Origin of the sequence: Hydrogenispora ethanolica, from assembly GCF_004340685.1 — a bacterium.
Lineage (GTDB): Bacteria > Bacillota > UBA4882 > UBA8346 > UBA8346 > Hydrogenispora > Hydrogenispora ethanolica.
Window position 1 is genome coordinate 1 of record NZ_SLUN01000010.1, and the last position, 25,847, is coordinate 25,847.

The 25,847-nt window shown below is 56.7% G+C and carries 19 protein-coding genes; 11 read left to right on the forward strand and 8 right to left on the reverse strand.

The window, feature by feature from the left end; all coding sequences use genetic code 11:
• On the forward strand, nucleotides 1-222 hold a 222-nt coding region (locus tag EDC14_RS27065; protein ID WP_207930730.1), incomplete at its 5' end, for a hypothetical protein.
• A gap of 325 nt (nucleotides 223-547) precedes the next feature.
• Here EDC14_RS27065 and EDC14_RS09755 read toward each other — a convergent pair.
• Complete coding sequence (locus EDC14_RS09755) at nucleotides 548-964, reverse strand: hypothetical protein (RefSeq protein ID WP_132014104.1); 417 nt, start codon at nucleotides 962-964, stop codon at nucleotides 548-550.
• A gap of 815 nt (nucleotides 965-1,779) precedes the next feature.
• Nucleotides 1,780-2,670 carry a helix-turn-helix transcriptional regulator gene (locus tag EDC14_RS09760; RefSeq protein ID WP_132014105.1) on the reverse strand — a complete coding sequence of 297 codons (891 nt, stop codon included), beginning with the start codon at nucleotides 2,668-2,670 and terminating at the stop codon, nucleotides 1,780-1,782.
• An 838-nt stretch (nucleotides 2,671-3,508) separates the two neighbouring features.
• On the opposite strand from EDC14_RS09760, the gene EDC14_RS09765 reads away from it, so the two are divergent.
• From EDC14_RS09765 to EDC14_RS09790, 6 genes are all read left to right on the forward strand, one after another.
• Entirely contained in the window at nucleotides 3,509-4,858 is a 1,350-nt protein-coding gene (locus EDC14_RS09765; RefSeq protein ID WP_165907918.1) for an ABC transporter substrate-binding protein, read from the forward strand.
• 906 nt (nucleotides 4,859-5,764) lie between these two features.
• Nucleotides 5,765-6,691, forward strand: coding sequence for a carbohydrate ABC transporter permease (locus EDC14_RS09770; protein WP_243662879.1), 927 nt, complete (start codon nucleotides 5,765-5,767; stop codon nucleotides 6,689-6,691).
• A complete protein-coding gene (locus EDC14_RS09775; protein WP_132014209.1) occupies nucleotides 6,691-7,524 on the forward strand; it encodes a carbohydrate ABC transporter permease in 834 nt (277 codons plus the stop codon). Before EDC14_RS09770 ends, EDC14_RS09775 begins: the two co-directional genes overlap by 1 nt.
• 30 nt (nucleotides 7,525-7,554) lie before the next feature.
• Nucleotides 7,555-9,483, forward strand: a complete 1,929-nt coding sequence (locus EDC14_RS09780) for a glycoside hydrolase family 127 protein (RefSeq protein ID WP_132014107.1) — start codon at nucleotides 7,555-7,557, stop codon at nucleotides 9,481-9,483.
• Nucleotides 9,484-9,596: 113 nt separating this feature from the next.
• Nucleotides 9,597-11,543: a glycoside hydrolase family 127 protein gene (locus EDC14_RS09785; RefSeq protein WP_132014108.1), complete on the forward strand. Its 1,947-nt coding sequence runs from the start codon at nucleotides 9,597-9,599 to the stop codon at nucleotides 11,541-11,543.
• 175 nt (nucleotides 11,544-11,718) lie between these two features.
• Nucleotides 11,719-12,591: an aminoglycoside 6-adenylyltransferase gene (locus tag EDC14_RS09790; protein WP_132014109.1), complete on the forward strand. Its 873-nt coding sequence runs from the start codon at nucleotides 11,719-11,721 to the stop codon at nucleotides 12,589-12,591.
• Here EDC14_RS09790 and EDC14_RS09795 read toward each other — a convergent pair.
• Both EDC14_RS09795 and EDC14_RS09800 read right to left on the reverse strand, forming a co-directional pair.
• Nucleotides 12,588-14,432: a sensor histidine kinase gene (locus EDC14_RS09795; protein ID WP_132014110.1), complete on the reverse strand. Its 1,845-nt coding sequence runs from the start codon at nucleotides 14,430-14,432 to the stop codon at nucleotides 12,588-12,590. The genes EDC14_RS09790 and EDC14_RS09795 overlap by 4 nt on opposite strands.
• A 60-nt stretch (nucleotides 14,433-14,492) precedes the next feature.
• Nucleotides 14,493-15,233, reverse strand: a complete 741-nt coding sequence (locus EDC14_RS09800; RefSeq protein ID WP_132014111.1) for a response regulator transcription factor — start codon at nucleotides 15,231-15,233, stop codon at nucleotides 14,493-14,495.
• A 298-nt stretch (nucleotides 15,234-15,531) separates the two neighbouring features.
• Here EDC14_RS09800 and EDC14_RS09805 point away from each other — a divergent pair, with 298 nt between their 5' ends.
• From EDC14_RS09805 to EDC14_RS09820, 4 genes are all read left to right on the forward strand, one after another.
• Nucleotides 15,532-16,818, forward strand: a complete 1,287-nt coding sequence (locus EDC14_RS09805; RefSeq protein WP_132014112.1) for an ABC transporter substrate-binding protein — start codon at nucleotides 15,532-15,534, stop codon at nucleotides 16,816-16,818.
• A 273-nt stretch (nucleotides 16,819-17,091) separates the two neighbouring features.
• Nucleotides 17,092-18,006 carry a carbohydrate ABC transporter permease gene (locus EDC14_RS09810; RefSeq protein ID WP_132014113.1) on the forward strand — a complete coding sequence of 305 codons (915 nt, stop codon included), beginning with the start codon at nucleotides 17,092-17,094 and terminating at the stop codon, nucleotides 18,004-18,006.
• The gene (locus EDC14_RS09815) at nucleotides 18,006-18,845 is read left to right on the forward strand and encodes a carbohydrate ABC transporter permease (protein WP_132014114.1); all 840 of its coding nucleotides are present in this window, start codon (nucleotides 18,006-18,008) and stop codon (nucleotides 18,843-18,845) included. The genes EDC14_RS09810 and EDC14_RS09815 overlap by 1 nt, the downstream gene beginning before the upstream one ends.
• Nucleotides 18,846-18,881: 36 nt before the next feature.
• On the forward strand, nucleotides 18,882-20,267 hold the full coding sequence (locus EDC14_RS09820) for a family 4 glycosyl hydrolase (protein WP_132014115.1): 1,386 nt from the start codon (nucleotides 18,882-18,884) through the stop codon (nucleotides 20,265-20,267).
• Nucleotides 20,268-20,348: 81 nt separating this feature from the next.
• Here the strand turns inward: EDC14_RS09820 and EDC14_RS09825 are convergent, their stop codons facing one another.
• From EDC14_RS09825 to EDC14_RS09840, 4 genes are all read right to left on the reverse strand, one after another.
• A complete protein-coding gene (locus EDC14_RS09825) occupies nucleotides 20,349-21,776 on the reverse strand; it encodes an ABC transporter substrate-binding protein (RefSeq protein WP_132014116.1) in 1,428 nt (475 codons plus the stop codon).
• A 227-nt stretch (nucleotides 21,777-22,003) separates the two neighbouring features.
• On the reverse strand, nucleotides 22,004-23,473 hold the full coding sequence (locus EDC14_RS09830) for an ABC transporter substrate-binding protein (protein ID WP_132014117.1): 1,470 nt from the start codon (nucleotides 23,471-23,473) through the stop codon (nucleotides 22,004-22,006).
• A gap of 144 nt (nucleotides 23,474-23,617) precedes the next feature.
• Nucleotides 23,618-24,541, reverse strand: a complete 924-nt coding sequence (locus EDC14_RS09835; RefSeq protein WP_132014118.1) for a carbohydrate ABC transporter permease — start codon at nucleotides 24,539-24,541, stop codon at nucleotides 23,618-23,620.
• 276 nt (nucleotides 24,542-24,817) lie between these two features.
• Nucleotides 24,818-25,750 carry an ABC transporter permease gene (locus EDC14_RS09840; protein WP_132014119.1) on the reverse strand — a complete coding sequence of 311 codons (933 nt, stop codon included), beginning with the start codon at nucleotides 25,748-25,750 and terminating at the stop codon, nucleotides 24,818-24,820.
• Nucleotides 25,751-25,847 lie beyond the last annotated feature (97 nt).

The following is a 25,847-nucleotide window of genomic DNA, read 5'->3' on the forward strand; positions in this document are numbered from 1 at the left end:
GCAATTGTTGGTGATGAACCTCGAAAAGAGGCTCCGGCTTCTTTGGTTCATTTTTTTCAAGGTCCGTTTTGGGCTTGCTCATGGAACTTGGGGGGTTCGCTGAATCGGCTTTTTGAGGGCGTTTTCCCCTGTTCAGCGAACCCTAAATTATTGCTTTCTTTTTTCACTTCACATGGAAGCTCAGTTACTTGTTTTAATATGTCAAGATACCTGTTGATATGATGCTATACCTTATGATTTCGAGGGTTTACTGGTATATTTGATCTGCGAAAGTTGAGTAAGTTGAATTAAATTCCTTCATGTTTCCACTATGGAAGGCTTACGGGACATGATGGATATTTGAAATTTAATTCAATCTATCCCGGCGAAGCCGGAACCAAAAAGAACGGGGAGTTCAATGTAGCGATGAAGTAAGCCCAAAAGCGACCTCTCCCCGCTCCCCTCCCCGGTGCAGTAAATTTTGAGGGCTCATTCGACGGGGAGGGGTCAATCGTTTGAAACCAGGGCCAATGTTTGATGCCAAAAGGTAAGTCTTTACGCGAATCAACTACGGAAAATTCGGCCGGAGAGAAAACCCCAGAAATAGCTTCGCCGGGCCATATCCAGGAAAGATATAATCCGGCGGTTCACGGATGAAAACCGCCGGGGAGGGGATAGGGGGAAAATCAGTAGATGGCTTATATAGCAAGAGAATTTCTAATTTGAAAGACTTTATCACATGGCTTCTAACTATAACTTGAATAAAAAAGTGTAATTTGATACTATAATAGAAAAGGGAGAGGGTCCTAAGACCCCCTCTTGCTTCGGGATTTTGGAAAACGACTCGTGGGCTGGGTCGTTTTCCGCTTTTCAGGATCATGAAGTCCTTTCCAAGTACCATACAGAGCCAGCACTCCTGTCGCCAGGTGACCAGATCGATGAGTACCTTGAGCAGTTTCTCCAGGACCTTCAAAACGGTTTCCAATCCCACCACCTCCTTTCGGAAGTGTATTCAGCCTATAAGCTTTATACAGGCTGAACTAACCTTCGAAAGAAGCGCCGCTCCAAAACCCCTAAGGCAATTATAGCAAATTTTGGATGAAAAAGCAGTCCTCGTTCAAAGCTGTATTATTTCCAATTGCAAACCCATATTCCATAAATTTTTAGGATCTAAAAAGCCTCACTCCCGAATGAGCGAGGTCTTTATCCCTTTTTCAGCTCTCATGTCATTGCCGATCGCCGCACTCCCGGCAGGCTCTACTCCGGATGACAATTGCGGAAATTCAATCCCATGCAACTCACCGGCCGGACCAACCGGCGTGGTTCATGGTTGTTCCATCCCACTACTCTCCCTTGACTTTATGCGGTTTAACTGTACTTCCCCGACTTATCCACAGCCAAAATTCATTAACCCCATTCAACAATCCCGTTTATCCACAGGAATAGAACACTTATTCACAAAAAGAACTCATTTATTCACAAAATGAGCTTGTTCAACGACTGAATGAGCTCATTCTTCCGAAAAAGAGCTCATTCAGTCACAAAATGAGCTCGCTTATCCACAAAAAGAGCTTGCTGAATGACTGAGCGAGCTTGTTTATTCACAAAAAGAGCTCATTCATTCACAAAACAAGCTTGCTGAGCGACTGAACAAGCTCTTTTTCCACAAAAAGAGCTTACTCGGCGATTGAAAGAGCTCTTTCAGTCACCAAAAGAGATCGGTGATTCACAAAACGATCTCTTTCAGCTCCTCAACCCAAACGTTGATCCACAAAATTTTGACTAGGCCTAGCCCATCCTTCAGCGGATATTGATGTGCATCGCCTGATAGCGGCGGCGCAATTCCGAGGGGGTCATGCCGCGCTCCTTCCGGAACTGGCGCAGGAAGTGGCGGAGCGAGGCGAACCCGGTCTGACTGGCGATCTGCTGGACCGGCTGGTGGGTCTCCTGGAGCAATTGTTCGGCCAGCTTCAACCGCTGCTGCAAGATGTAGTTGCCCACCGACATGCCCATCACCGACCGGAACTGGCGGCCGATGTAATCGGGGTTGTGATTGAGATAGCCGGCAATGGATTTGACCGAAAGATTGGGGTCGGTCAGCTGCGCATTGATGGTGCCGACCGCCTCGTAGACCAGGCTGGAACCGGCCGAAAGGGTATCCGGGGGATGATAGGAGTTGATCGTCTCTTCGGTGATCCGGATCAGCAGGTTTTGAAACAGCAATTGAAACTGCCATTTCGTGTAGGAGGGCCGTTCCTGTTCGTTCAGGAGTTCGCGGAAGAGCAAGGCGATGCGGTCGGCGTCGCCCAGGTCCAATTCCATGGGTATCAACGCCGCCTCGTTCAGACGCAGGCGGGTGACGATCTGGTTGCTGAGGATGGGAGCGACCTCTTCCGCCGAGAGCAGGCTCGGCGGGCCGGGCAACCGGAAATGCAGCCAGTAATAAGAAGCCGGCGCGGCGATGGGCGCGGCGCCGTCGTGCAGGTGCTCCGCCGGCAGCAACACCAGCCGGTTGGGCCGGATCTCCAGCGGGACGCCGTTATCGGTCAATGTCACATTGCCTTTCCGCCCCAGAATCATCACGGACGAATCGAGCCGGCGGCGCGGGTGGCGCCAGCCCGACGGAAGAATGGCGCAGCCGCCGTTGTCGGCGTGCGGCGCGGGTTGAAACGGACAAAAAAGATAGGGCATGCGGCTCCTTTCCAGAATCCTTGTGGAATCCCCGACCGGAGGCCGGGGGTTCACAAGTGCAAAACTCGGATATACCTAATGAATTACCGCATGATACTCAACGGAGCCATGTCAAAAAATGATACCTACGGAATTGAAGCTGAAATTCTGAACTGAACTCACCCCCTCGGTCCCCCTCTCTTTTTAGGCGGTTTACCAGGCCTGTCTTGTCAGAAAGAGAGGGGGCGGGTAGGGTCAATCAAAATCCGCCAAAAGTCGCTAGGGGGTGAGTTCGATTTATCCATCCGCCTACTGAGCTATATATGTTGCAACAAGTCTTTGTACATTCAAAATCATAGCAACATATTTCCTTGATTCATAGATTGAACTTCACGACTTTGTTTGGTTTCGGTTTCGCCGGGATAACCGGGATAAGATGAATAGCTTGAAACGAAAAGCACGGTTCGGCCAAGCTCCCCCTTAGCTACCGAACTGCTCACAATCCAGCTTCGCGAGAAAGACCGTCTCCCATGGCCGCCAAACAAAGCGGAAAAAGACACTTCCGCGTTCGTTCCATCATCCCTATTATACATAAGATCTTTGGAATAGCGAAATTCTTTTTTGCCCGGTTACGCCGGGCCGCGCTCCCGATTCCGTCGGAATCCGTCACATTTTGTCATGGTTTGGGAGATTTCTTTCCGCAGCCAGCATGAGTATAATAAAATCGTAACAAATATGTTACCGTTAAATGAAATGGGCCATGGTTCAGCCGCTCAAAGGGTTGTTTCCGGACGGAATTCCCGCTGGCCCGCTGCAGAGGGAAGGCGGGAATCGAAAAAGAAATGGGGGTACAAAGTTGATGAAGAGAAGTTTTATGGTTGGATTGACATTCTTGTTCATCGCGGTACTGGTCATGCCGGTCATCTCCGCCGCCGGCCCGGTCAAGCTCACTTACTGTTATTGGGGAAGCCCCGCCGAGGACAGGGTGTTGAAAGAGGCCTTCAAGAATTTTGAAGCCGCGCATCCGGGGATCACCGTCGAGCCGATGTATATCCCGGGCGACATCACCGGCACCGAATACGCCGCCAAGATCAAGGCGCTCTCCCAAGCCGGCGAGCTGCCCGATCTCGGCTACTTCCGCCCCGATCACTTCGGGAGCTGGGCCACGGCCGGACTGTTCATGAATCTGAGCCCGCTCATCCAAAAAGAGAAGCTGGAGAAGGCCGTTCTGCCCCAAGTCTGGCTGAAGGTCAAGAACAAAGTCTACGGCTCCTATTCCGCCGCCGAATGCCAGGTCCTGTTCTACAATAAAGACGTCCTCCAAAAGGCGGGCGTGCCGCTGCCTCCGACCGATTACCGCAAAGGCTGGAGCTGGAATCAGTTCGTCGAGTACTGCAAAAAGATCACCACCGACCGGAACGGCAAACATCCCGGCGAGAGCGGCTTCGATCCCGGCAAGATCACTTGCTACGGGGTGAGCTACCAACTGTGGCACGCCATGCTGCTGCCGGCGATCTGGAGCAACAACGGCGATTTCATCTCCCCCGACGGCAAACAATTCAAGCTGGACCGGCCGGAGTCGGTGGAAGTCCTCCAAAAACTGGCCGACTTGATCAATAAAGACCACGTCTTCGCCTATACCAATCCTTCCTCGACCTCCGGCGCGGGCCTGCCCGCTCCGCCGGTGATGCTGGCCAACGGGCAGCTCGGCTTCTACGTCACCGGCCAATGGGAACTGCTGGACCTGGCCAAAATGAACTTCCCGCTGGGCATCGGCGCCCTGCCGATCTTCAAAAAGCCGGCCCAGATGTATGTCAGCGGCGCCTCGGTCATCTTTAAGTCCACCAAGCATCCCAAGGAAGCCTGGGAACTGCACAAATGGATGATGAACCCCGACAAGACGCTGGACCTCTACACCAGTGGCCTGTGGCTGCCCACCAAAGCCTCCTGGTACACCAATCCGGCCGACCTGAAGAAATGGACCGACAATCCGGTTCATCCCGCCGGATTCAAGGAAGCGGTGCTGGATTCGATGCAAATCGCCCGGGTGCACATGGAAGTGAAAGTCAAGAACTTCCCGCGGATCTGGGGCGAGGCGGTCGCGCCCGAGCTGGATCTGGTCTGGAGCGGCCAGAAAACCGCCGCCGAAGCCATGAAAGCCGCCAAAAAGCGGGTTCTCAGCCTGAAACTGTTGCAAGGCAATTACTAAAAGCGTTGTGATAAACCTCGTCCGAAGGCCGAGGCGATCACAAAAGCTCAGAGAAGCAGGTGATAAAGTGTTGAAAAGGTGATATTCGAATTTGAGAACTTTATCACCTGGCTTCTGAGGATCTTCCGCCCAGAACCCCGGGATGCCGGATGGCGTCCCGGGGTTCTTCTAAAAGCGTTGGGATCCCTAGCCACGGACTAAGGTCATCAAGCGATAATTACATATTCTGGAGTCAAATACTATCCACCCAATATACGGCTAAATATGAGAAAGTCTAAGATGTCTAAAACCAACCTCTCCCCCGGCCCCTCCCCGACGCGGCAATTCTGGCTGTCTTGTCGGCGGGGAGGGATGACGGAGCTTGAAACTTGGGTCCTTTGAAAGCTGCATTCAATGAACTAAAAAATGGGCCTGAGTTTCGGGCGATTCACCTCTCCCCGTCGAATACTCTTCTTCGAATCGGCATCGCCGGGGAGAGGCCGGGAGAGAGGTCGCTTTTGGAGTTCGTAGCTTGTCATGAAATATATTTTCCTTTTCATTCCACAATAGCTTGATGAGATTGAGCCGCAGGCTAAGGTCATCAAGACGTCGACCAGGCGATAAATCACTTGTAGCCGGGGCATTCATGCCCCGGTTGGCCCGGATGCACTCGCGATGCTTCAGGTCCCCGGGTTCATTCAATTCCAAGATTTGTAGCCATAACTTCATGATATTGCCCTAGCAGGCTAGAGTGAACAAAAAAACTATGAGAAGCAAGGGACAGAGTCGGTTTTAAACCTCTTCAGCTCGAATCCATTGGAAAGCGACTTTACATCCCGGCTTCCAAAACTCCGGCGCTTCATCAGCGCGGTTGCCGGTCTCATCCCGGGGCTGGTGCGGCGCCTCGTCCGAAAGGGTGGTTTACTATTGGAGACTGAAATCAACAAACGTAATTTGAAAAGGAGCGGCTTCCTCTCCCGGCAGCAGAACTTATGGGGGTGGCTGCTGATCTCCCCGGCCGTCCTCGGCTTGACCTTCTGGGTGGCGTTTCCGCTGGGGTTGAGCCTGGTCACCAGCTTCCTGCGCTGGGACATGATTCTGCCGCCCGAATTCGTCGGCGCCCAGAATTATGCCGACATGTTCCACGATCCGTTATTCTGGCGGTCGGTCTGGATCACCCTCTATTTTACCTTGGTGGGGGTTCCCATCCAGATCGTCGGCGCCTTCCTGGTGGCGATGCTGCTGAATGCCCGGGTCCGGGGCATGAAGTTCTTCCGCACCCTGTTTTACATCCCGTCCCTGATCCCCATCGCGGTCACCTCGGCCCTGTGGCTGTGGCTCTTCAACCAGCAGTTCGGCCTGTTCAACCTAATCCTTGACCGGCTGGGACTGCCGCCCCAATTGTGGGTCTTCGGCCCGGAAACAGTCATTCCCAGCCTGATCCTGATGAGCCTCTGGGGGATCGGCAGCACCATCATTATCTTTTTGGCGGGCCTCCAGAGCATCCCGGCGGAGCTATTGGAGGCGGTGGCCATCGACGGCGGCAAAGCCTGGCACCGTTTCCTTCACGTCATTCTGCCGCTCAGCAGCCCGGTGATCTTCTATAATGTGGTGATCGGCATCATCGGCAGCTTGCAAACCTTCACCCAGCCCTACCTGATGACCAGCGGCGGGCCGGCCAACGCCTCGCTCTTTTATGTGCTGCACCTGTACCGTCAGGCCTTCATGTACTCCAACATGGGTTACGCCTGCGCCATGGCCTGGTTCCTGTTCATCGTCACCGCGGTCATTGCCGGCGTCATCTTCAAAACTTCATCCCTTTGGGTATTTTACGACGGGGAGGGCAAAAAGTGATGGTTTCAGGGACCAAACAGCTTTCCAAGGCTTGCATCTACGGTTTGTTGATCCTGGGGGCGTTTTTCGCGGCGGCGCCGTTTCTGTGGCTCATCCGCAGCTCCTTCATGACGCTGAAGGAGATCTTCTCCATGCCGCCGCAATGGCTGCCGGCCGAACCGCAATGGCTCAATTACGGAAACGTCTTTACCATGCTCCCCTTCGGGCGCTTCTTTCTGAATACGATCCTGATCGTGCTGCTGAACCTGGCCGGAACCATACTCAGCAACACCATCATGGCCTATGCCTTCGCCCGGATCCGCTTCCGGGGGCGGACCATCATGTTCGGCCTGTGCATGGCCACGCTGATGCTGCCTTCCGCCGCCACCATGATCCCGTTGTTTATCGAGTGGAAATGGCTGGGCGGGCTGAATACCTTCCTGCCCCTGACCGTGCCGGCCTTTTTCGGAAACGCCTTTTATATCTTTATGCTGCATCAATTCTTTAAAACCATCCCCATGGAGTATGACGAGGCGGCCTTTGTGGATGGCGCGGGCTATCCGCAGATCATCTTTCAGTTGATCGCGCCCATGGCCAAGCCGGCCCTGGCGGTGGTAGCCATCTTCACCTTTATGAACTCCTGGAACGATTTCATGGGCCCGCTGCTGTACCTGAACAATCAGGACCTGTACACGGTTTCCCTGGGATTGAAGATGTTCCTGTCCATGTTCCGGGCGGAATGGAACACCTTGATGGCCGCCTCGACCCTGGCGGTCCTCCCGCTGGTGCTGCTATTCTTCGCGGCGCAGCGCTATTTCATCGAGGGACTGACCATGGGCGGGCTCAAAGGCTAAAACAAATACCGACGACTGGAGCAGACTTTCATGAAGAACCGATTGCATACCATCCCCCTGAAAGCGGTTACGGTCCGGGACCATTTTTGGACGGAACGGATCGCCCTGTTGGCCCGGGAGGTCATCCCCTATCAATGGGATGCCTTGAACGACAATATCGCGGGGGCCGAACCGAGCCACGCGGTGGAAAACTTGCGCATCGCCGCCGGAAAATCCGACGGCCGGTTCCAGGGCATGGTCTTTCAAGACAGCGATGTCGCCAAATGGATCGAGGCGGCGAGCTACAGCCTGATCGCCCATCCCAACCCCGGGCTGGAAGCAGTCATCGATGAGCTCGTCGAACTCATCGCAGCGGCCCAACAGTCCGACGGCTATCTGAATACGTATTATACCGTGGCCGAACCGGACCAGCGCTGGAAGAACTTCTCCTTCGGCCACGAGCTATATTCCGCCGGTCACCTGGCGGAAGCGGCGGTCGCCTACTATCAGGCCACCGGCAAACGCAAACTGCTGGACCGGGTCTGCCGCGCCATCGACTATATCGACTCGGTCATCGGCCCCGAAGCCTCGAAGCTGAAAGCCTATTGCGGCCACCCCGAGATCGAGCTGGCCCTGGTCAAACTGTACCGGGCCACCGGCGAACAGCGCTATCTGCGGCTCTGCCAATACTTCGTCGACGAGCGGGGCCAACAGCCTTGTTTTCTCGAGGCCGAACCGGCCTTCGGCAACGGGACCCCCGATCCCTGGTTCGCCGCGGACTACCATCAGGCCCACGCTCCCGTCCGCGAACAGCAGGCGGCCGACGGCCACGCGGTGCGGGCCATGTATCTCTATGCGGGCATGGCCGATCTGGCGCTGGAGACCGGGGACCCCGGCTTGATCGCGGCCCTGCGGCGCTTATGGGAGAACGTCACCGGACGCCGGATGTACATCACCGGCGCCATCGGCTCCCAAGCCCACGGAGAACGGTTTACCTTTGATTATGATCTGCCCAACGACACCGCCTACGCCGAGACCTGCGCCGCCATCGGCCTGATCTTCTGGGCTGGGCGGATGTTGCTCCTGGAGCCCGACCGCCGCTACGCCGACGTGCTGGAACGGGCGCTCTACAACGGAGTGTTGAGCGGGATTTCCCTGGACGGCCGCAAGTATTTTTACGTCAATCCGCTGGAGGTGCAGCCGGAAGCGGCGGCCCGCCGTTACGACCTCCGGCACGTCCGGCCGGAACGGCAGCAGTGGTTCGGTTGCGCCTGCTGCCCGCCGAACATCGCCCGGCTGGTCACCTCGCTGGGACAGTACCTTTATTCCCTGGACGACCAGACGCTCTATGTCCATTTGTACGTCGGCAGCCAGATCCGCGTCGCCCTGAACGGCACGCCGGTCGGCCTGGAGCTGCGCACCCGCTATCCCTGGGAAGAACAGGCGGTCCTGGAGGTGGAACCGGAGCAGCCCGCCGAATTCGCCATCGCCCTGCGCATCCCGGGCTGGTGCCGCCATTTCGAAATCCGCCTCAACGGCCAGCCGCTGGAAAACCCCCCGCTCGAAAAGGGTTATCTGAAGCTCTCCCGCCGCTGGACCCGGGGCGACCGGATCGAGCTGCGCCTGGCTATGCCGGTCGAATTGATTCGGGCCCATCCCCGGGTGCGGGAAGACGCCGGGAAAGTCGCCATCCAGCGGGGGCCGATCGTCTATTGTCTGGAAGAGGTCGACAACGGCGGCCGGCTCTGGGATGTCGCGCTGCCGGAAGGGGCCCAACTATCCTGCGAATTCTCGGAAGAGCTGGGCGGCATGGTCGCCATCACCGGCCAGGCCCTGCGCTCCGACACCGAGCACTGGGGCGAGGCGCTGTACCGCCCGGCCGGCGGGGGCTCCCAAGCGGCGCCCATCCGCGCCGTGCCGTATTGCCTGTGGGGCAACCGCAGGCCCGGCGAAATGACGGTGTGGATCGCCCAAAAATAAGGTCGCTGGATGGAGCCGCCGCAGTGGTATAATGGGATCGGGCCGTGTTCACCGCGGCCTCCCGGTTCCGGCGCTTATTTTCGGAAAATCACCACTGGCAAAGGAAGTCCGCCATGCATCACCCGTCGCACATCGCCCCGGTTCTGCGGGCGATCCCGCACACCGCGGTGACGATCGCCGATCGCTTTTGGACGCCGCGCTTGGAGAATAACCGCCGGCGCTCCTTGTTTCAGCAGTATCATTATTTGAATGAGACCGGGGTCCTCGCCAATTTCCGGAACGTCCACCAGCCGTGGGACGGGATCTATCACGGCTTGTTCTTCAGCGATTCCGACGCCTATAAATGGCTGGAGGCGGCCGGCTACTCCCTGGCGACCCACCCCGATCCCCGGCTGCGCCGCCTGACCGACGAGCTGATCCGGCTCATCGCCGCCGCCCAAATGGCGGACGGCTATCTCAACACCTATTTCCAGCTGGTCGAGCCCGAAAAACGCTTTACCAACTTCGGGGTCTGCCATGAGCTCTATACCGCCGGCCACCTGATCGAGGCCGGCGTGGTTCATTTCCAGGCCACCGGCCGGCCGGACCTGCTGAATGTCGCCCGCCGCCTGGCCGATCTGTTGACCCGGACGTTCGGTCCCGGCAAGCTGGAGGCGGTCGACGGCCACGCCGGGGTGGAGCTGGCTTTGATCCGCTTGCACCGGCTCACCGGCGCCGCCGCTTACCTGGATCTGGCGGCTTTCTTCATCAACGCGCGCGGCCGGAGCGATTCCCGGCTGCGCCTGGAATTGGCGCAGCTGGAGCGGATCGCGGGCCGGCCGGGGAAACCCGGCCAGAACAACCGGAAACACTTCGGCAGTTATGAAGCGTACGACGGCCGCTATGCCCAGGATCACCTGCCCGTCCGCGAGCAGAGCGAGGCGGTGGGCCATGCGGTGCGGGCCACCTATCTCTATTGCGCCATGGCCGATCTGGCCCAGGAGACCGGGGACTCCGCCCTGCTGGAGGCGCTGCGGCGGATCTGGCGCCATGTGACCGCCCGCCGCCTCTACGTCTCCGGCGGCATCGGCCCCTCCCGGGCCAACGAGGGTTTCACCCGCGACTACGATCTGCCCAACGATACCGCCTGCGCCGAAAGCTGCGCCGCGGTCGGAATGGTCTTCTGGAACCATCGCATGCTGCAGCTGACCGGGGAAGGCCGTTTCGCCGACCTGATGGAACGGGTGCTTTACAATGCCTTTCTGGCCGGCGTGTCGCTGGACGGCGGGAAATATTTTTACAACAACCCGCTGCAGAGCCAGGGCGACTGCCACCGCCGGGAATGGGACGAGTGTGCCTGCTGCCCGCCGAATATCGCCCGGCTCCTGGCCTCGCTGGGCGGCTACATCTATTCCCTGTCCCCCGGCGGCCTGGCGGTTCATCTGTATATCCAAAGCAGCGTCACGGCGCGGCTGGCCGGCGGCGCCGAATTCACCCTCCGCCAAACCGGCGACTATCCCTGGGAAGGGCGGATCAGTCTGGCGCTGGAGCTGGCGGAGCCGGCCGATTTCGAATTGCGGTTGCGGCTCCCGGGCTGGTGCCGTTCCCATCAGCTCCGGATCAACGGCATCCCGGCCGATCCGCCGCTGGCCGAGGGTTATCTGGTCATCGCCAGGCGCTGGTCCCCGGGCGACTCCCTCCTCCTTGAGCTGGCAATGCCGGCGGAGCGGGTCCAGGCCCATCCCCGGGTATGGCAGAACGCCCAAAAGGTCGCCTTGCAACGCGGGCCGTTGCTGTATTGCCTGGAAGCGGCCGACCACGCGGTCCCGGTGGAGCAGATCCTTTTGCCGGAAAACGCCCCTTTGACCGGTAGTTTTTACCCCGATTTATGCGGCGGGGTCGTGGCCCTCGAAGGGGAGGCCCTGGCTCCCAGCCTGGAGAATTGGGCGGACCGGCTCTACCGGTTCGCCGAACCGGCCGTGGCCCTCCGCCCCGTCCGGTTGCGGGCGGTTCCCTATTATTGTTGGGACAACCGGGAACCGGGAGCCATGACGGTCTGGATTCCCCGCCTGAATCCGTGAGGACCCTTTAGGGTCCTCCCACTTTGTAGCCGGGTGATGAATCGCCCGACCGGCGTTCATTTCAGGGGAAAACTTTTGCCACGATCGCGCGATGACATTGCCCTCCGGCCCACCGTTTGAGCGCGGCTGACCGCAGTGGTAAGATAGGGTTAAAAACAGCAAGGAGTGAAGCAGAATGCGCAGCGAAGCGGAAATGATGGGACTGATTCTCCGGGTGGCCGGGGCCGACGAGCGGATCCGGGCGGTGGCGCTGAACGGCTCCCGCGCCAATCCCCGGGCTCCCCGGGATCTCCTGCAGGACTACGATATCGTCTACCTGGTGACCGAGGTGGAACCGTTCACTCAGGACCCGGGTTGGGTGGATGTCTTCGGCGAACGGATCATCATGCAGACCCCGGACACGATGACCCTCATGCCATCGGATTCGGACGGGAGATTCCACTACCTGATGCAGTTCCGGGACGGCAACCGGATCGATCTCACCCTGATCCCCCTGTCCCAGCGGGAAGCGTATTGCCGCGAAGACAGCCTCACCGTCATCCTGCTGGATAAGGACGGGAGCCTACCGGAGCTCCCCGCCCCGGACGACACCGCTTACCGGATAAAGCCGCCGTCGCCGGTCCAGTTCGCCGATTGCTGCAACGAATTCTGGTGGATTGCCGTTTACGTGGCCAAAGGGCTATGGCGGCGCGAGATCCTCTACGCCAAAGAACATCTGGACGGCTACCTCCGCCCGATGCTCCGCCTGATGCTGGAGTGGCAGGCGGGCATCGCCACCGGTTTTACGGTGAGCGCCGGAAAATGCGGCAAGTACCTGGAGCGCTATCTACCCGGGGAGAGCTGGCGGGCGCTGCTGGCCACCTATGCCGGGGCCGGCTATGCCGAGACCTGGGAAGCGCTCTTCACCGCCTGCGGCCTGTTCCGCCGGACCGCCCGGGAGGTGGCCGGCCATTTCGGTTACGCCTACCCCGAGGCCGAAGATGAACGGGTGAGCGCCTATCTGCGGCGGATCCGGGAGTTGCCCCGCGGCGCCGTCAGTCCCGATTAGCTCGGACCGAAGGGCAGGGCGCTCTCTTCAGCCAGAGGATGCGGGGAGGGGAGCGCCTCTTCCGCCCCGGCCAGCGGCACCCGGAAATCAATGGCCGTCCCGCCGTGGAATTTGCTGCGGATCCGGATGGCGCTGGCCGGGCCATAGGTCAACAGCAACCGCTTATTGGTGTTGTAAAGGCCGATGCTGGGCCCGTCGTATTTGGCGGAGTCCAGATTCCACCGGATCTGTCGCAGCTTTTCCCCGGTCATCCCCAGGCCGTTGTCGATCACCGCGATCCTCAGGAACGCGCCTTGCCGCCGGATCTTGATCTTGATCAGGCTCGGGCCCGGTTTCTCCTTGATCCCGTGATAGATGCTGTTCTCCAGCAGCGGCTGGAAGAGCAGGCGGATGATGGGCAAGGTTTTGACGTCCTCGTCGTACTCCCAGATGATATCGAACTTGTTGCGGTAGCGAATCTTCTGGATCTCGAGGTAATTCTGGGTGTTGTGGATCTCCTCTTCGATCGTGACCTTCCGGCCGGGCGACTCCAACGAGTAATGGAGAATCTCCGCCAGGTCCTCCAGCATCTCGGTGGCCTCGTTGGGCTTGCCGGTGAACTGAAAGATCTTCCACTTCAGCGTCTCCAGGGTATTGAAGAGAAAATGGGGATTGATCTGCGCTTGCAGCGCCAGGAGCTCCATGAATTGCAGCCGGTATTTCCGCTCCGACAGCTGGATCTTCAGGTAGTTCTGCTCGATGAAGGTCTTCAGGATATTGTGCGTGATATAGCTGTATTCGTCCTTGATCGTCGAGGGAAACCTGGGGAACGGCCGGCCGTTCCGAACCGCGTCGATGATAGCGATGATCTCCTGGACCTGGTGGTGGTTCTTCTTGGTCAGGTAGTAGGTCAGGAGCAGCCCCAGGCCGAACGAGACCGCCAGAAGCAGCGCGGTCAGGCTTTGCAATTCCGTCGGCACCTTGTACAGCACCTTGTGGGGGATCACCGAGATATAGCGGAGCCGGTACTTCTCGGAATCGATCTGGGAGACCGCGTAGGAGACCCCGCCGAAGCGCAACGGCGACGAATCGCGCTTGGCGACGCACCGGTCGACCCACTCCCGTTCCAGGGAGTCCACCGGTTTGTTGCTGAAAACCACCCGGTCGTCCTCGTCGACGATCAGGAAGACCTGGCTGGGGGGGATCTCCACTGTCTCGAAGGACTGCCGCAAGTAATCGGTATAGATGTTCAAGACGATCACGCCGATGCTCTTCTTCGACCCGGAGGTGGAGTAGACCTTGCGGTAGATCGTCCAGACCTCGGTGGGGTTTTTTTTGAAGGGATACTCCCGGACCTGCCGGGCCTCGGACCAGAAGTTCAGGCCGTTGGACTGGTTCCGGAGATAGCTCTGATACCAGGTCCGGTCGAAGAATCGGTCCACGCTGGTCAGGCCGTCGATGGTAGTCAGCATCTTGCGCTGCCGGTTGTCGAAATAGACATAGATCGAATGGATATAAGGCCGGGCATTAGCCGGAGCGCCGATGAAATTGGCGATGGTCTGGAGCGAATGGTAGTCTTCCAAGCTCACCTTGGAGTCGGAGGCGTCGAAGATGCGCTTCAAGGCCACCAGGATCTCCGGGTTCATGCCCAGGCTCAAATTGAGCGAGTCCAGCTCGTCGAAGATCAGGTCCAGGTTCTTCTTGGTCTGCTGCAACAGGTTGAAGTTGTTCTGGTTGATCTCGTCCTGCACGTAATGCCGGGTGATGATGATGGAAAAAGCGCCCAGCAGTAACAGCGGGATCAACAGCGGCACCAGAAAGAGGATCAGATTCTTTTTAAAGGTATTGGTTTTGATCTCCATTCCACAACCTGCTTTGCCATAGATTCGCCGCGCCTGCCCGCGCTCGGGCCGGGAGGGGCGTTACGAAAAATTCCGGAACTCCTTGGGGGTTTTCCCGAAATACTTCTTAAAGGTGCGGGTAAAGTTCTTGGGATTGCTGTAGCCGACCATCTCGCTGATCTCATAGGTCTTATAGGCGATATCGTTCAAAAACCGGGCGGCCCGCTCCATGCGGACGGCGATCAGAAAATCCGAAAAATTCTCGCCCGTCTTATCCTTAAAGAATTTACTCAGATAAAACGGGTTCATGTGGACCAGTTGGGCCGCCTCCTCCAGCGTGGCGGTTTGGAAATTATCCTGGAGATAGTTCTTCACGGTCGCGATCACCTTTTCGTTATAGCCGATCCCCTCGCCCGCCTTCTCCGCCGGCTCCTTGGGGGCCTTTTCCCGATCGAGTTCGGCCTTGATCTTGGAAAACGACTTGATCAATTCATCGTATTTGGTGGGCTTAATGATGTAGTCCTTGACGCCGTACTCCAGCGCTTCCCGTGCGTAATCGAACTCCCGGTAGCCGCTGAGCAGCAGGATCTTCACCTGCGAGCCGCGGGCGTTCAATTCCTTGGCCAGTTCCAGGCCGCTCATGAAGGGCATCCTGATATCGCACAGCAGGACATCCACCGGGCAGCTTTCGATATATTCCAAGGCCTGCAGGCCGTTCTCAAACTGGCCCGCCACCTCGAAGCCCAATTGGTTCCAGGGGAAATAATTGCATAAGCCCGCCCGGATCTCCGCTTCGTCATCCACGATTATCAGTCGATACACGCTCTTCCCCTCCCATGATGGCCCCCGCACCTCCGGGCCTGCCGCGATGCATCCCGTCCCTCGCAAAAATTTGAATTGTAACGGTTTAATCATTCAATATTTAGCATCGACTCCCGCAAATCCTGCTTTCGGATATTGGAAGCATTACCAAACACAATTAATGATACTTTTTGTTAAAAAAAGATACGCCGTCTCCGAATCGCCCTAACAAATGATACCTTATCCAAAGCCCGGCCCCTTAAATCCAGCCGAATAATTTGTTACGATTACATCAACAAATATTAAGGGAGGTAAGGTCTTGAAACATTCATTCAAAGCGATCCTGGTTGTTTGTCTCTTCGCAGTGCTGTTCGGCAGCATGTCGAGCTATGCCGCGCCGCAGAAAACCTTGCGGTTCATGTGGTGGGGCGGCGAAACCCGGCACAAAGCCACCATTGACGCCATTGAACTGTATATGAAGAAAAATCCCGGCGTCAAGATCATCGGCGAGTACGGCGGCTTCAGCGGCTACCAACAGAAGCTGCTCACCCAATTGGTGGGCGGAACCGCCGCCGATATCATTCAGATCGACCAGCCGTGGGTGGCCGATCTCATGTCCCAGGGCGATCTCTTCGCCGATCTGTACCGGTTCAAGGAGCTGAAGCTGAACGGTTTCAACAAAAACTTCCTCAAGAGCCAGTGCGAATGGGATAAGAAGCTGGTGGGATTGCCGACCGGCATGAACGGCCTGATTTATGTGGCCAACACCGATTTCATGGCCAAACACAAGATTTCGCTCAATACCCGTTGGGACTGGGATAAGCTGGTGGAAGTCGGCGCGAAGGTCCACCGTCAAAACAGCAACGATTATCTCTTGGACATGGACCTGACCCAGATTCAACAGATGATCATCATGCACGTCAAACAGCATACCGGCGCCAAGTACTGGATCAATGCCGACTATACCCCCGGCTTTGACAAAGCCGGCCTGGCCGCGGCCTTCGCCTACTATCAAAAACTCCAATCCAGCGGCGCCATCTTGCCGCTCAAGGATTCAATCCTTTTCAACCTAAAGTCCGAGCAGAACCCGAGATGGGCCAATGGCCAGATCGGCATCAATCAGATTTACGTCTCGACCATCGCCCAATACTATCTCGACGGCAAAATGAAGCTCGAAGCGATGCTGCCCGCGCTGATGAGAGGCGCCAAGATCTCCGGCATCACCGTCCGGCCTTCGCAATTGCTGGTCATCAACAAAAAATCGGGCAATGCCAAAGAAGCCGCCCACTTCCTGAACTGGTTCTTCAATAGCAAAGAGGCGGCCGTCGCCCTCAAGACCGAACGGGGCATCCCCGCCACCACCTCGGCCATCAAGACGCTGGAACAGAATAAGCTCCTCGATTCCAACATGGCCAAAGGGATCAACCTGGCGGTGAAGAACGCCGGTCCTCCCGAGAACGACCTTTCCACCAACAAAGAGCTGACCACCACTTTCGAGGAGTACATCCAGCTGGTGGGCTATAACAAACTCTCCCCGGACGAAGCTGCGACCCAGATGCTGCGGGACACCCGGGCCAAGTTGGCGGAGCTGAAGTCGCAACGGTAAGCTTTTCCCCCTAAGTCAAGCAGTCGTTTCAAAGGATAGGTGCTGTCTCCGTCAATGCTGACAGCACCTATCTTATAAAATGCCAAAACGGTAGCCAAAGATTCAACCATCCTCTCCGGATGGAAACACCCGACAAACCCCCGGAGCCCAAGAAAGCCCTGCCGTGAAGTATTCGGTAGCAGCGGCAGCGACCTGAGGAACACCTCAACTCCGGATCAAGAAAATAGGCCGCAAGCCCCAGGGCTGCAACCTATTTGGAAATGGAGCAAAGCGATGAGTTTAGCAAATGCCGGCAAAAGCAAGGTAAAAAAGGCGCACCAGTACATCGGCTTGGCCTATATCGCGCCGTGGCTGATCGGTTTCCTGACGTTACAACTCTACCCGTTTCTGATTTCGTTCTGGTACTCGCTGACCGACTTGAATCTGTTCCGCGAGCCCCGTTTTATCGGCCTCGACAACTTCATCCAGATGTTCACCGCCAACGCGGATTTCTGGCAGTCTTTCAGGGTGACTTTCATCTATGTTCTGGCCGCCGTTCCCGCTAAAATCGCGTTTGCCTTGATCGTGGCCATGATTATGAACCAAAAGCTGCGCGGGATCAATTTTTTCCGGACCGTCTATTATCTCCCGTCGATCCTCGGCGGCAGCGTGGCCCTGGCGATCCTCTGGAAACTGCTGTTCATGAGCGAGGGCGTGGTCAATCATTACCTGTCCTTCCTCGGAATTCCCGGCCACAATTGGCTGGGCGATCCGGGTATGGCGCTCACCACCATCAGCCTGCTCCAGGTCTGGCAGTTCGGCTCCTCGATGGTCCTGTTCCTGGCGGGCTTGAAACAGATCCCCGCCGAACTGTACGAGGCGGGCCGGGTGGACGGCGCCTCCCGGCTGCGAATGTTCTTCCACATCACCATTCCGCAGTTGACGCCGATTATCCTGTTTAACCTGATTATGCAGATGGTGAACGCGTTCCAGGAATTCACCGCCGCCTTCGTCATCACCAACGGCGGACCGTTGAAATCCACTTATCTCTACGGTTATATGATCTACCAGTACGGCTTCGATTATCTCAAGATGGGATACGCCTCGGCCTTATCCTGGGTCCTCTTTATCGTGATCATGATCTTTACCGTGGTGATCTTTAAGTCCTCCTCCATGTGGGTCCATTATGAAGATGCGGGTGATTTTTAATGCAGAAAAAAATAGTAGCCACCGCAACCACTTATATTCTCATCAGCCTGCTGGGTTTGCTGATGATCTACCCGTTACTCTGGTTGGTCAGCGGTTCTTTCAAGTCGAACGCTGAGATTTTCAACTCCTTTCAACTGATTCCTTCCCGAATCAATTTCGACGCGTATATCCGGGGCTGGGTCGGGTTGGGCCAACAGACCTACAGCAACTTTTTTATAAACACCATCAAGATGGTGGTGCCGTCGGTCTTCTTCTGCCTGCTCTCCAGTTTTCTGACGGCCTACGGCTTTTCGCGGTTCCGCTTTCCGTTCAAAAAGCCCTTGTTCGCGCTGATGATCGCCACGTTGATGCTGCCCAAGACGGTCATCATCATCCCCCGCTACATGATCTTCAAGAACCTGGGCTGGCTGGACACTTTTCTGCCGTTTTACGCGCCGGAGCTCCTGGCGACACAGTCCTTCTTCATCTTCATGCTGGTCCAATTCATGCGGGGGCTCCCGCGCGAGCTGGATGAATCGGCGGAGATCGACGGCTGCAACAGCTTCCAGATTCTCTACCGAATCCTGTTGCCCCTGGCCAAGCCGGCGCTCTTTTCCGCCGCCATCTTCGATTTCATCTGGGCCTGGAACGACTTTTTCAACCCATTGATCTATATCAGCAGCGTCGCCAAATATCCACTGGCCCTGGGGCTGCGGATCGACCTCGACGTCGGAGCGGCGGTCAGCTGGGACAAGGTGATGGCTATGTCGGTGGTGACCATGCTGCCTCCGATCCTGATCTTCTTCTTCGCCCAGAAATATTTCGTGGAAGGCATCGCCACCACCGGCTTAAAAGGTTGACCTTCGAATAAACTTGGAAATGTGAGGCGCAGAAACATGAAGTTTGATAACAGGAAAGTAACCGACATCCGTATCGCCTACATCGGCGGCGGCTCGCGGCTTTGGGCCTGGAATCTCATCTCCGACATGGCTTTGGAAGAAGCGCTGGGCGGATCGGTCCGGCTGTACGACATCGATTTTGAAGCCGCTAAGGAGAACGAGGTCTTCGGCAACGAGCTGTCAGAGCGGCCCGAGGCCAAGGGAAAATGGCGTTATGAAGCGGTCAATACCCTAAAGGAGGCCCTGACCGGCGCCGACTTCGTGATCATCTCCATTCAGCCGGCGACTTTCAAAGAGATGGCCTCCGATGTCCATCTCCCCGAAAAGTACGGCATCTACCAAGCGGTGGGCGACACTGTCGGACCGGGCGGCCTGGTCCGGGCGCTCCGCACCATCCCCGCCTATGTCGAATTCGCCAACGCCATCCGGGACTACGCTCCCCAGGCTTGGGTCATCAATTACACCAATCCGATGACGCTTTGCACCCGGACCCTGTACGAAGTCTTCCCCCGGATTAAGGCTTTCGGCTGTTGCCACGAGGTCTTCGGCACCCAGAAACTCCTGGCCGCGATGCTCCAGGAGATGAATCTCGCCAGCGTCAGCCGCAGCGAGATCAAGACCAACGTGCTGGGCATCAACCATTTCACCTGGATCGACCAGGCCCATTGCCAGGGCATGGACCTCTTCCCGCTCTACCGGGAGTTCGCCGACAAGTATTACGAGTCGGGCTTCCGAATCCCCGGCGAGGAGGAATGGGACGCGACCCCCTTCCGCTTCGCCCACCGGATCAAATTCGACCTCTTCAAGCGCTACGGCATCATCGCCGCCGCCGGCGACCGGCATCTGGCGGAATTCCTGCCGCCATGGTATCTGAAAGATCCCGCGACCGTGAAACGCTGGAAGTTCAACCTGACCACGGTCGATTTCCGCATCAAGCGGTTCGAGGAATTCAACGAACGGCGCAAACGAATCATCGCCGGCCAGGAAGTTTTCCCATTGGAATCCTCCGGCGAGGAAGGGATCAAACAGATCAAAGCCCTGGTCGGTCTGGAAGAGCTGGTGACCAACATCAACTTCCCCAACCGCGGCCAGATGGAAGGGGTGCCCGATGGCGCGGTGGTGGAGACCAACGCCCACCTCTCGGACAATTCGGTCAAACCGGTCGTTTCCGGGAGATTGCCGGATGATGTCCAAAGCCTGGTGGCCCGGCATATCTATAATCAGGAGACCATTCTGCAAGCGGGTATCCGCAAGGATGCCGACCTGGCCTTCCGCGCCTTTATCAACGACCCGCTGGTCAATATCGACATCAGCAGCGCGAAAGAGCTTTTCCAGCAGATGCTGTGGAACACCCGGGAGTACCTGCCGGGCTGGAATCTTTGAAGAAGGCGAATTTTTTGCGAGGAACGATGAAAACCAGAGCGGCGGACCGCTCTGGTTTTCATTTCCATCCGCGGACGGCGGTCATGGTTTAAAAACCGGTTTTTCCAGCGGCGGACCCAGCCGGCCGATCCAAGGGTCGAATTCGGGATAAACATTCCAACCGCGCCGTACATCGGGGTGGTTCTCAAAGTACCGGTCCAACGCGGCGTTCCAGGTCTGATCCAGTTTTTTCAGTTCAGCTCTGGGGTCTCCGCCCCGGGTCAAAAGTCTCCGCAAGACGAGGAAGGGATTGTCAGCCGGAGCTTTCCAACCTGGCAGATTCGGGTAGGTTGCGATATAATCCTGATTCAAGCTATCGACGAACGCTCGAAACCCCTTCGAGGCCGGCATCCTTTTGACATACTTGCCCACGGAGGGGTCGGGATCGATGCACGCGCCCCGCTCGTAAAACTTGGCGCGGATCTCATAGCGGTTGAACCACTTCACGACTTCCCAGGCCTCGTATTTATGGCGACTCTGGCCGTTGATGCTCCAATGGCCGCCGATCATCATCGCCCGGGGTTTGCCGTGGAACTTGCCGTCGTAGGTCGGAATCGACGCGACCCCCCAGTCGCACTTGGCGGGAAACTGCTCGTTCAGAATCCCCACATCCCAGGCCTCGCCCATGAACATCCCGATCCGGCCTTCCGCGAACTGCGCCCGCAGCGCGTCATTGCTCAAACCGGCCGCCCCGGGAAACAGCGAACGGTCTTTCTCCAGGTCCAACAGCAGTTGAAAAACCCGGCCGTAGCCCTGAATGGCCCAGCGGCCGTTCTGCCAGTCCCAATACGCCCGGTCGCCGTTGGCCTCCGCCCATTGTCCGGGCATCCACTCCAGCCACCAGGAATCTCCGCCGCAAAAAGCGAAGCCATAGATCCGGCCCTTCCCGGCGGCGGTGATCTGCCGGGCGACCGCCCGTAATTCGGCGTAAGAGGCTGGCGGCCGTTCCGGATCGCGGCCGATCAGCCGGAAGAGATCCTTGTTATAGATCAGCCGGGAGTTGATCACCTGCGCCGGAATGGCGATCACCCGGCCCCGGTAGGTGGTCACTCCTTCCATCCAGTACCAAGGGGGCCATTGCTTCTTCCATTCCCGAAAACCGGGGAGATCGTCAAACCAGGTCTGCGCCCCGGCCTTGAAAGGATCGGGATAGCCGGTGATGAAGTTGCTGCTGTAAAGGTCCGGACCTTCGCCGGACTTCTGGGCCTCCTGAAAGATCTGCGAGGAATCGTCCCCCAGGATCCGCAGGTATAATTGGATGCCCTTCTTCCGGCCAGTACCGGCGTTGAATTCGTTCACCAAATATTTGAGGAGATTCGCCATATGGCGGTGGTGCGACCACATCGTCAGCTTCACTTCGGGCTGCGGCGCCGCCCAGGCCAGGGCTTGGGCCGGCAGCAGCAGGGCCAGCAGCAGCCAGCGCCACCGGCCTTGGAATGGTTTCCTAGCGGAAAGACCCGCATCGGTCATCCTCAGATCGACCCCCTCAATATCGCCGGATTCGTCTTTCCCGGTCCAGCAAGTTTTTTTCCAACCTTTTATCTTTCATTGTATACGAAGTTATCGCAAAATAAAATACCGGACCCTTCCGGGACGGCTGTTGCTGCGGCTGCCGCCGTACGATAGCGGCATTTCATAGCAAAGAGGGCTAACGCCCACAGCGTTAGCCCCGTGATGGATGACTGATCTCAAAACCCTTATTTCTTCTTGCTCTTGGCCTGCCATTCATTCAGCTGTTTTTGGGCCTCGGCGATGATCTTGTCGATGCCGGCGGCTTTGAAGCGGGCGATCACATCCGGCAAGGTCTTGGGATCGGCGGCGCCGCAGACCAGCGGTTGCACGCCGGAGATCCAGACGTTCATGCAAGCCGAAACTTCGTTTCGGACCGGAGTGCTGTCGAAGTTGAAGCCCAGGCTCTTGGCAGAGGTGGAAGAAGCGTTAAACTTCTTGAAGGCGTCCCATTTCTTCTGGTTCTCGCCCTTCCAGAAATAGTTCAGGTACTGGTTCCCGAACATCCAGGGAGTGCCCGGTTTGTACCCGGAATTCTGGGCGGTGACGCCCGGGGCGTAGTCGATGACGTTGGCGGATACCTTCACATAGTGCTTGCCTTGGATACCGAAGTTGATCAGGTTGTTCAGATACTTGTCGGTATTGAACAGCTCCAGGAACCTCAGCGCCAGAGCCGGGTTCTTTGAGGTCTTGGAGATGGCCTGCATCGAACCGGTGCAATCGCGGGTCTGGACGACCGGGTTGGTCAGCTCCACCTGGACGCAGGGAATGCCCCAGGAAGCGGCCCGTTCCTCATCGGCAAACGGTTTCAGGGATTCGATCTTGCTGAAAACCTTGCCGGCTTTGATGTCGGTGACGAACTCGGTGACGGTGGCGGCGTCGGCCGGAACGTAACCGGCTTGATACCATTTGCGCGCCAATTCCAGGTAATCCTTGAACTCCTTGGTCTCCAGCAGATTGAAGACCTTCATATCCTTGCTGTCGTTATAGAGCGCGGCCGGGATATAGTCGTCGGCGAACCGGTCATAGTCGAGGATCCGCATGGCATTCTCATTGCCGAGGTTTTGGAAGGGGATGATGCCCGGCTCCTTCTCCTTGATCACCTTCAGCATCGGCTCGATGTCCTTCAGCGTTTTAATGCTGGAGATATCGAATTTATATTTGTCGATAAAATTCTTGTTGATCCAGAAGCCCCATTGGTGCGCCAATTCCTTGTTGGCCGGAATGGCGTAGTTGCGGCCATCAATCGCCGAACCGGAGATGAACGCCGGATGCAGCTGAGCCCGGGATTTGGGGGCGTACTTCTTCCAGAGGTCGGTGATGTCCAGGAACGCGCCGCGGGCGACGTTCACCTTGTAGAGATTGGCCCAGGAAGCGGTGAAGCAGATATCGTACGGTTCGCCGGAAGCGATAATGGTCCGCAAGCGGTTGTCGTACTCATCGCCCCAGGTGTAGCATTGGAGCTTCAGCGTGGCCCGGAGCCCTTTCTTTTGAATGTACTTGCTGGCCGCGTCCTCGATCAGCTTCACATCCGGTTGCTGGCCGTTGCCGATGAAATACCACTTGATCTCATACGGCGCGGCTGCGAAGGCACTGGCTCCCAGAATAAATACTCCGACCAACAGCAACAAGGCGAGCATTCTATGGATGCGCTTCATGAAAAAATTCCTCCCTTTCGGTTTTTTATCGCTACACCGGATGATGACGACCGCCCCCAGCGCAGGGATGCAACCGCCGGAATCGCTGAATCCATCGAACCGGCGGTCGGATTCCGGAGCGGGACGCCGCCCAACGGTCCGGTTTTAGCCCTTGATAGCGCCGACCGTCAAACCTTTCACGAAATACTTCTGGAAGAACGGGAAGGTAATGACGATGGGCAGGACGCTGATGACCACCATCGCCATCCGGGCGGCCTCCGACGGCATGGTCGCCATGATATCCCCGGCCCGGCCCCCGATATTGCTGGAATTCTGCATTAAATATTGCATCGAGGTCTGGACCTGATACAACAGATAGGCCAGCGGGACCAGCTTAGGATCGTTGATATATAGCGCGGCCAGGAACCAGTCGTTCCAGTATTGCAACATGGCGAACAGGCCGATGGTGGCGATGCCCGGCAAAGCCAGCGGGAAGACGATCCGGAAGAAAGCCATGAATTCCCCGGCGCCGTCGATCTTCGCCGATTCGATCAGGGAGTCCGGGATATTGGTCCGGTAAAAAGTGCGCAGGATGATGACCCAGAAGGCATTCATCAAGTACGGGAAGATCAAGCCCCAGAGGTTATCCTTCAAATGCAGGACATTGACCCCGATCAGATAGGTCGATACCAGTCCGCCGTTGAAAAGCATGGTAAAGATCAGGAAGAAGGTGAAAAAATTCTTATACTTAAAATCCTTGCGGGAGATGGGGAAGGCGTACAGTGCCATCACCACCACGCTGAGGGCCGTCCCGATCACCGTGACCAGGATGGTGATAATGTAGGCGGTGATCACCTGATTACCCATGGAGATGATGAACTGGTAGGCAAAAGCGCTCAGTTTCTGCGGCCAAAAACTATAGCCGTTGATGGCCAGCATCCGCTCATCGGTGAATGAAACCGCGATCACCAGCAGCAGCGGCACGATACAGAGCAGCGAATAACAGAGCAGGATGGCGTTGAGGATGAAATTGGACTTGGGGGAGATGCTGTTCAGCCGGTTCAGTTCGGTCTTGGTTTGCTTGCCCATGCGGTTACCTCCTAAAGGATGAGTCCAAAGGGAAAGTCGAAAGTTCAAGGTCGAAAGTTCAAAGTCAAGGGTCCAAGGTCGAAAGTTCAAGGTCGAAAGTTCAAGGTCAAGGATCCAAGGTCGAAGGTCCAAAGTCAAAAGTCCCAGGTATAAAGTCCCCCAGCGCCGGTTCCCTTCCTTTACTTGTACACTTTTGACCTTATGACTTTTTAACTTTTAACTTTGGACTTTAGACTTTTAGACTTTGGACGGATTCCTTACGACTATCAATTGCTTTCAAAATATACTCGATTCGGGGTCGATCTTCTTTACGGCCAGGTTCGCCAGGACGATGGTGATGAATCCCACCACCGACTGGTAGAGCGCGGCAGCCGAGGACATTCCGATATCACCCATGCGGATCAGGGTATTGTACACATAAACATCGATAGTCTGGGTGACGGGGTAGAGCAGCCCCGAATTGCGCGGCACCAGGAAGAACAGTCCCAAGTCGGTGTTGAAGATCCGGCCGACGAAGACCAGAAACATCACGATGATCACCGGCATGATCTGGGGCAGCGTGATGTGGGTGATCTGGTGCCAGCGCCCGGCGCCGTCGATCCGCGCCGCCTCGTACAGTTCCTGGTCGATGGCCATGATCGAGGCCAGATAGATGATACAGTTGTTGCCGATCCACTTCCACCCGTTGACCAGCACGATAATCAGCGGCCAGTACCGGGTCTCGTTGTACCAGGAGACCGGCGGAATCCCGAAGAACTTGAAGATCGTCATGTTAATGAAGCCCTTATCCGGACTGATGTAGGCATAGACCAGATAGGTGAAGACGATCCAGGAGAGGAAGTACGGCAGGAACATGGCGCTTTGATAGAACTTGGCCAGTTTGCGGCTGAAGATCTCGTTGAGCATGATCGCGAAGGCGATCGCGATGACGGTACAGGAGAAGATGAAGGCCAGATTGTATAATAGCGTGTTGCGAATAATCGTATAGGCGTCCGGCGAGCGGAACAAAAATTCAAAATTCTTCAAACCCACCCATTCGCTCTTGAACAGGCTGATGATGAAGTTGCCGTCGGAGAAGTAGAAATTTTTAAATGCAACGATCGAGCCGAACATCGGCAGATAATTGTATAGGAACAGCACCAACGCCCCGGGCAGCAACATCAGAAACAAGGCCTTGTTCTTCTTCAACTCGTACCAAAATCCGCTCATCTTTGGAACACCGATATTCATCATGGATGTTTCCAATTTGTTCACATTGCTTCGCTCCCATCTCTACAAAGTTGCGCGCCGCCGCCAAATCCACCTT

What these genes read in the sequence shown, in the direction of transcription:
- EDC14_RS09790 (WP_132014109.1), top strand. Translation starts at nt 11,719, where the DNA reads ATGCGCAGCGAAGCGGAAATGATGGGACTGATTCTCCGGGTGGCCGGG.
- EDC14_RS09775 (WP_132014209.1), top strand. Translation starts at nt 6,691, where the DNA reads ATGGTTTCAGGGACCAAACAGCTTTCCAAGGCTTGCATCTACGGTTTG.
- EDC14_RS09780 (WP_132014107.1), top strand. Translation starts at nt 7,555, where the DNA reads ATGAAGAACCGATTGCATACCATCCCCCTGAAAGCGGTTACGGTCCGG.
- EDC14_RS09760 (WP_132014105.1), bottom strand. Translation starts at nt 2,670, where the DNA reads ATGCCCTATCTTTTTTGTCCGTTTCAACCCGCGCCGCACGCCGACAAC.
- EDC14_RS09830 (WP_132014117.1), bottom strand. Translation starts at nt 23,473, where the DNA reads ATGAAGCGCATCCATAGAATGCTCGCCTTGTTGCTGTTGGTCGGAGTA.
- EDC14_RS09835 (WP_132014118.1), bottom strand. Translation starts at nt 24,541, where the DNA reads ATGGGCAAGCAAACCAAGACCGAACTGAACCGGCTGAACAGCATCTCC.
- EDC14_RS09810 (WP_132014113.1), top strand. Translation starts at nt 17,092, where the DNA reads ATGAGTTTAGCAAATGCCGGCAAAAGCAAGGTAAAAAAGGCGCACCAG.
- EDC14_RS09825 (WP_132014116.1), bottom strand. Translation starts at nt 21,776, where the DNA reads ATGACCGATGCGGGTCTTTCCGCTAGGAAACCATTCCAAGGCCGGTGG.
- EDC14_RS09840 (WP_132014119.1), bottom strand. Translation starts at nt 25,750, where the DNA reads ATGAGCGGATTTTGGTACGAGTTGAAGAAGAACAAGGCCTTGTTTCTG.
- EDC14_RS09815 (WP_132014114.1), top strand. Translation starts at nt 18,006, where the DNA reads ATGCAGAAAAAAATAGTAGCCACCGCAACCACTTATATTCTCATCAGC.
- EDC14_RS09785 (WP_132014108.1), top strand. Translation starts at nt 9,597, where the DNA reads ATGCATCACCCGTCGCACATCGCCCCGGTTCTGCGGGCGATCCCGCAC.
- EDC14_RS09820 (WP_132014115.1), top strand. Translation starts at nt 18,882, where the DNA reads ATGAAGTTTGATAACAGGAAAGTAACCGACATCCGTATCGCCTACATC.
- EDC14_RS09795 (WP_132014110.1), bottom strand. Translation starts at nt 14,432, where the DNA reads ATGGAGATCAAAACCAATACCTTTAAAAAGAATCTGATCCTCTTTCTG.
- EDC14_RS09765 (WP_165907918.1), top strand. Translation starts at nt 3,509, where the DNA reads ATGAAGAGAAGTTTTATGGTTGGATTGACATTCTTGTTCATCGCGGTA.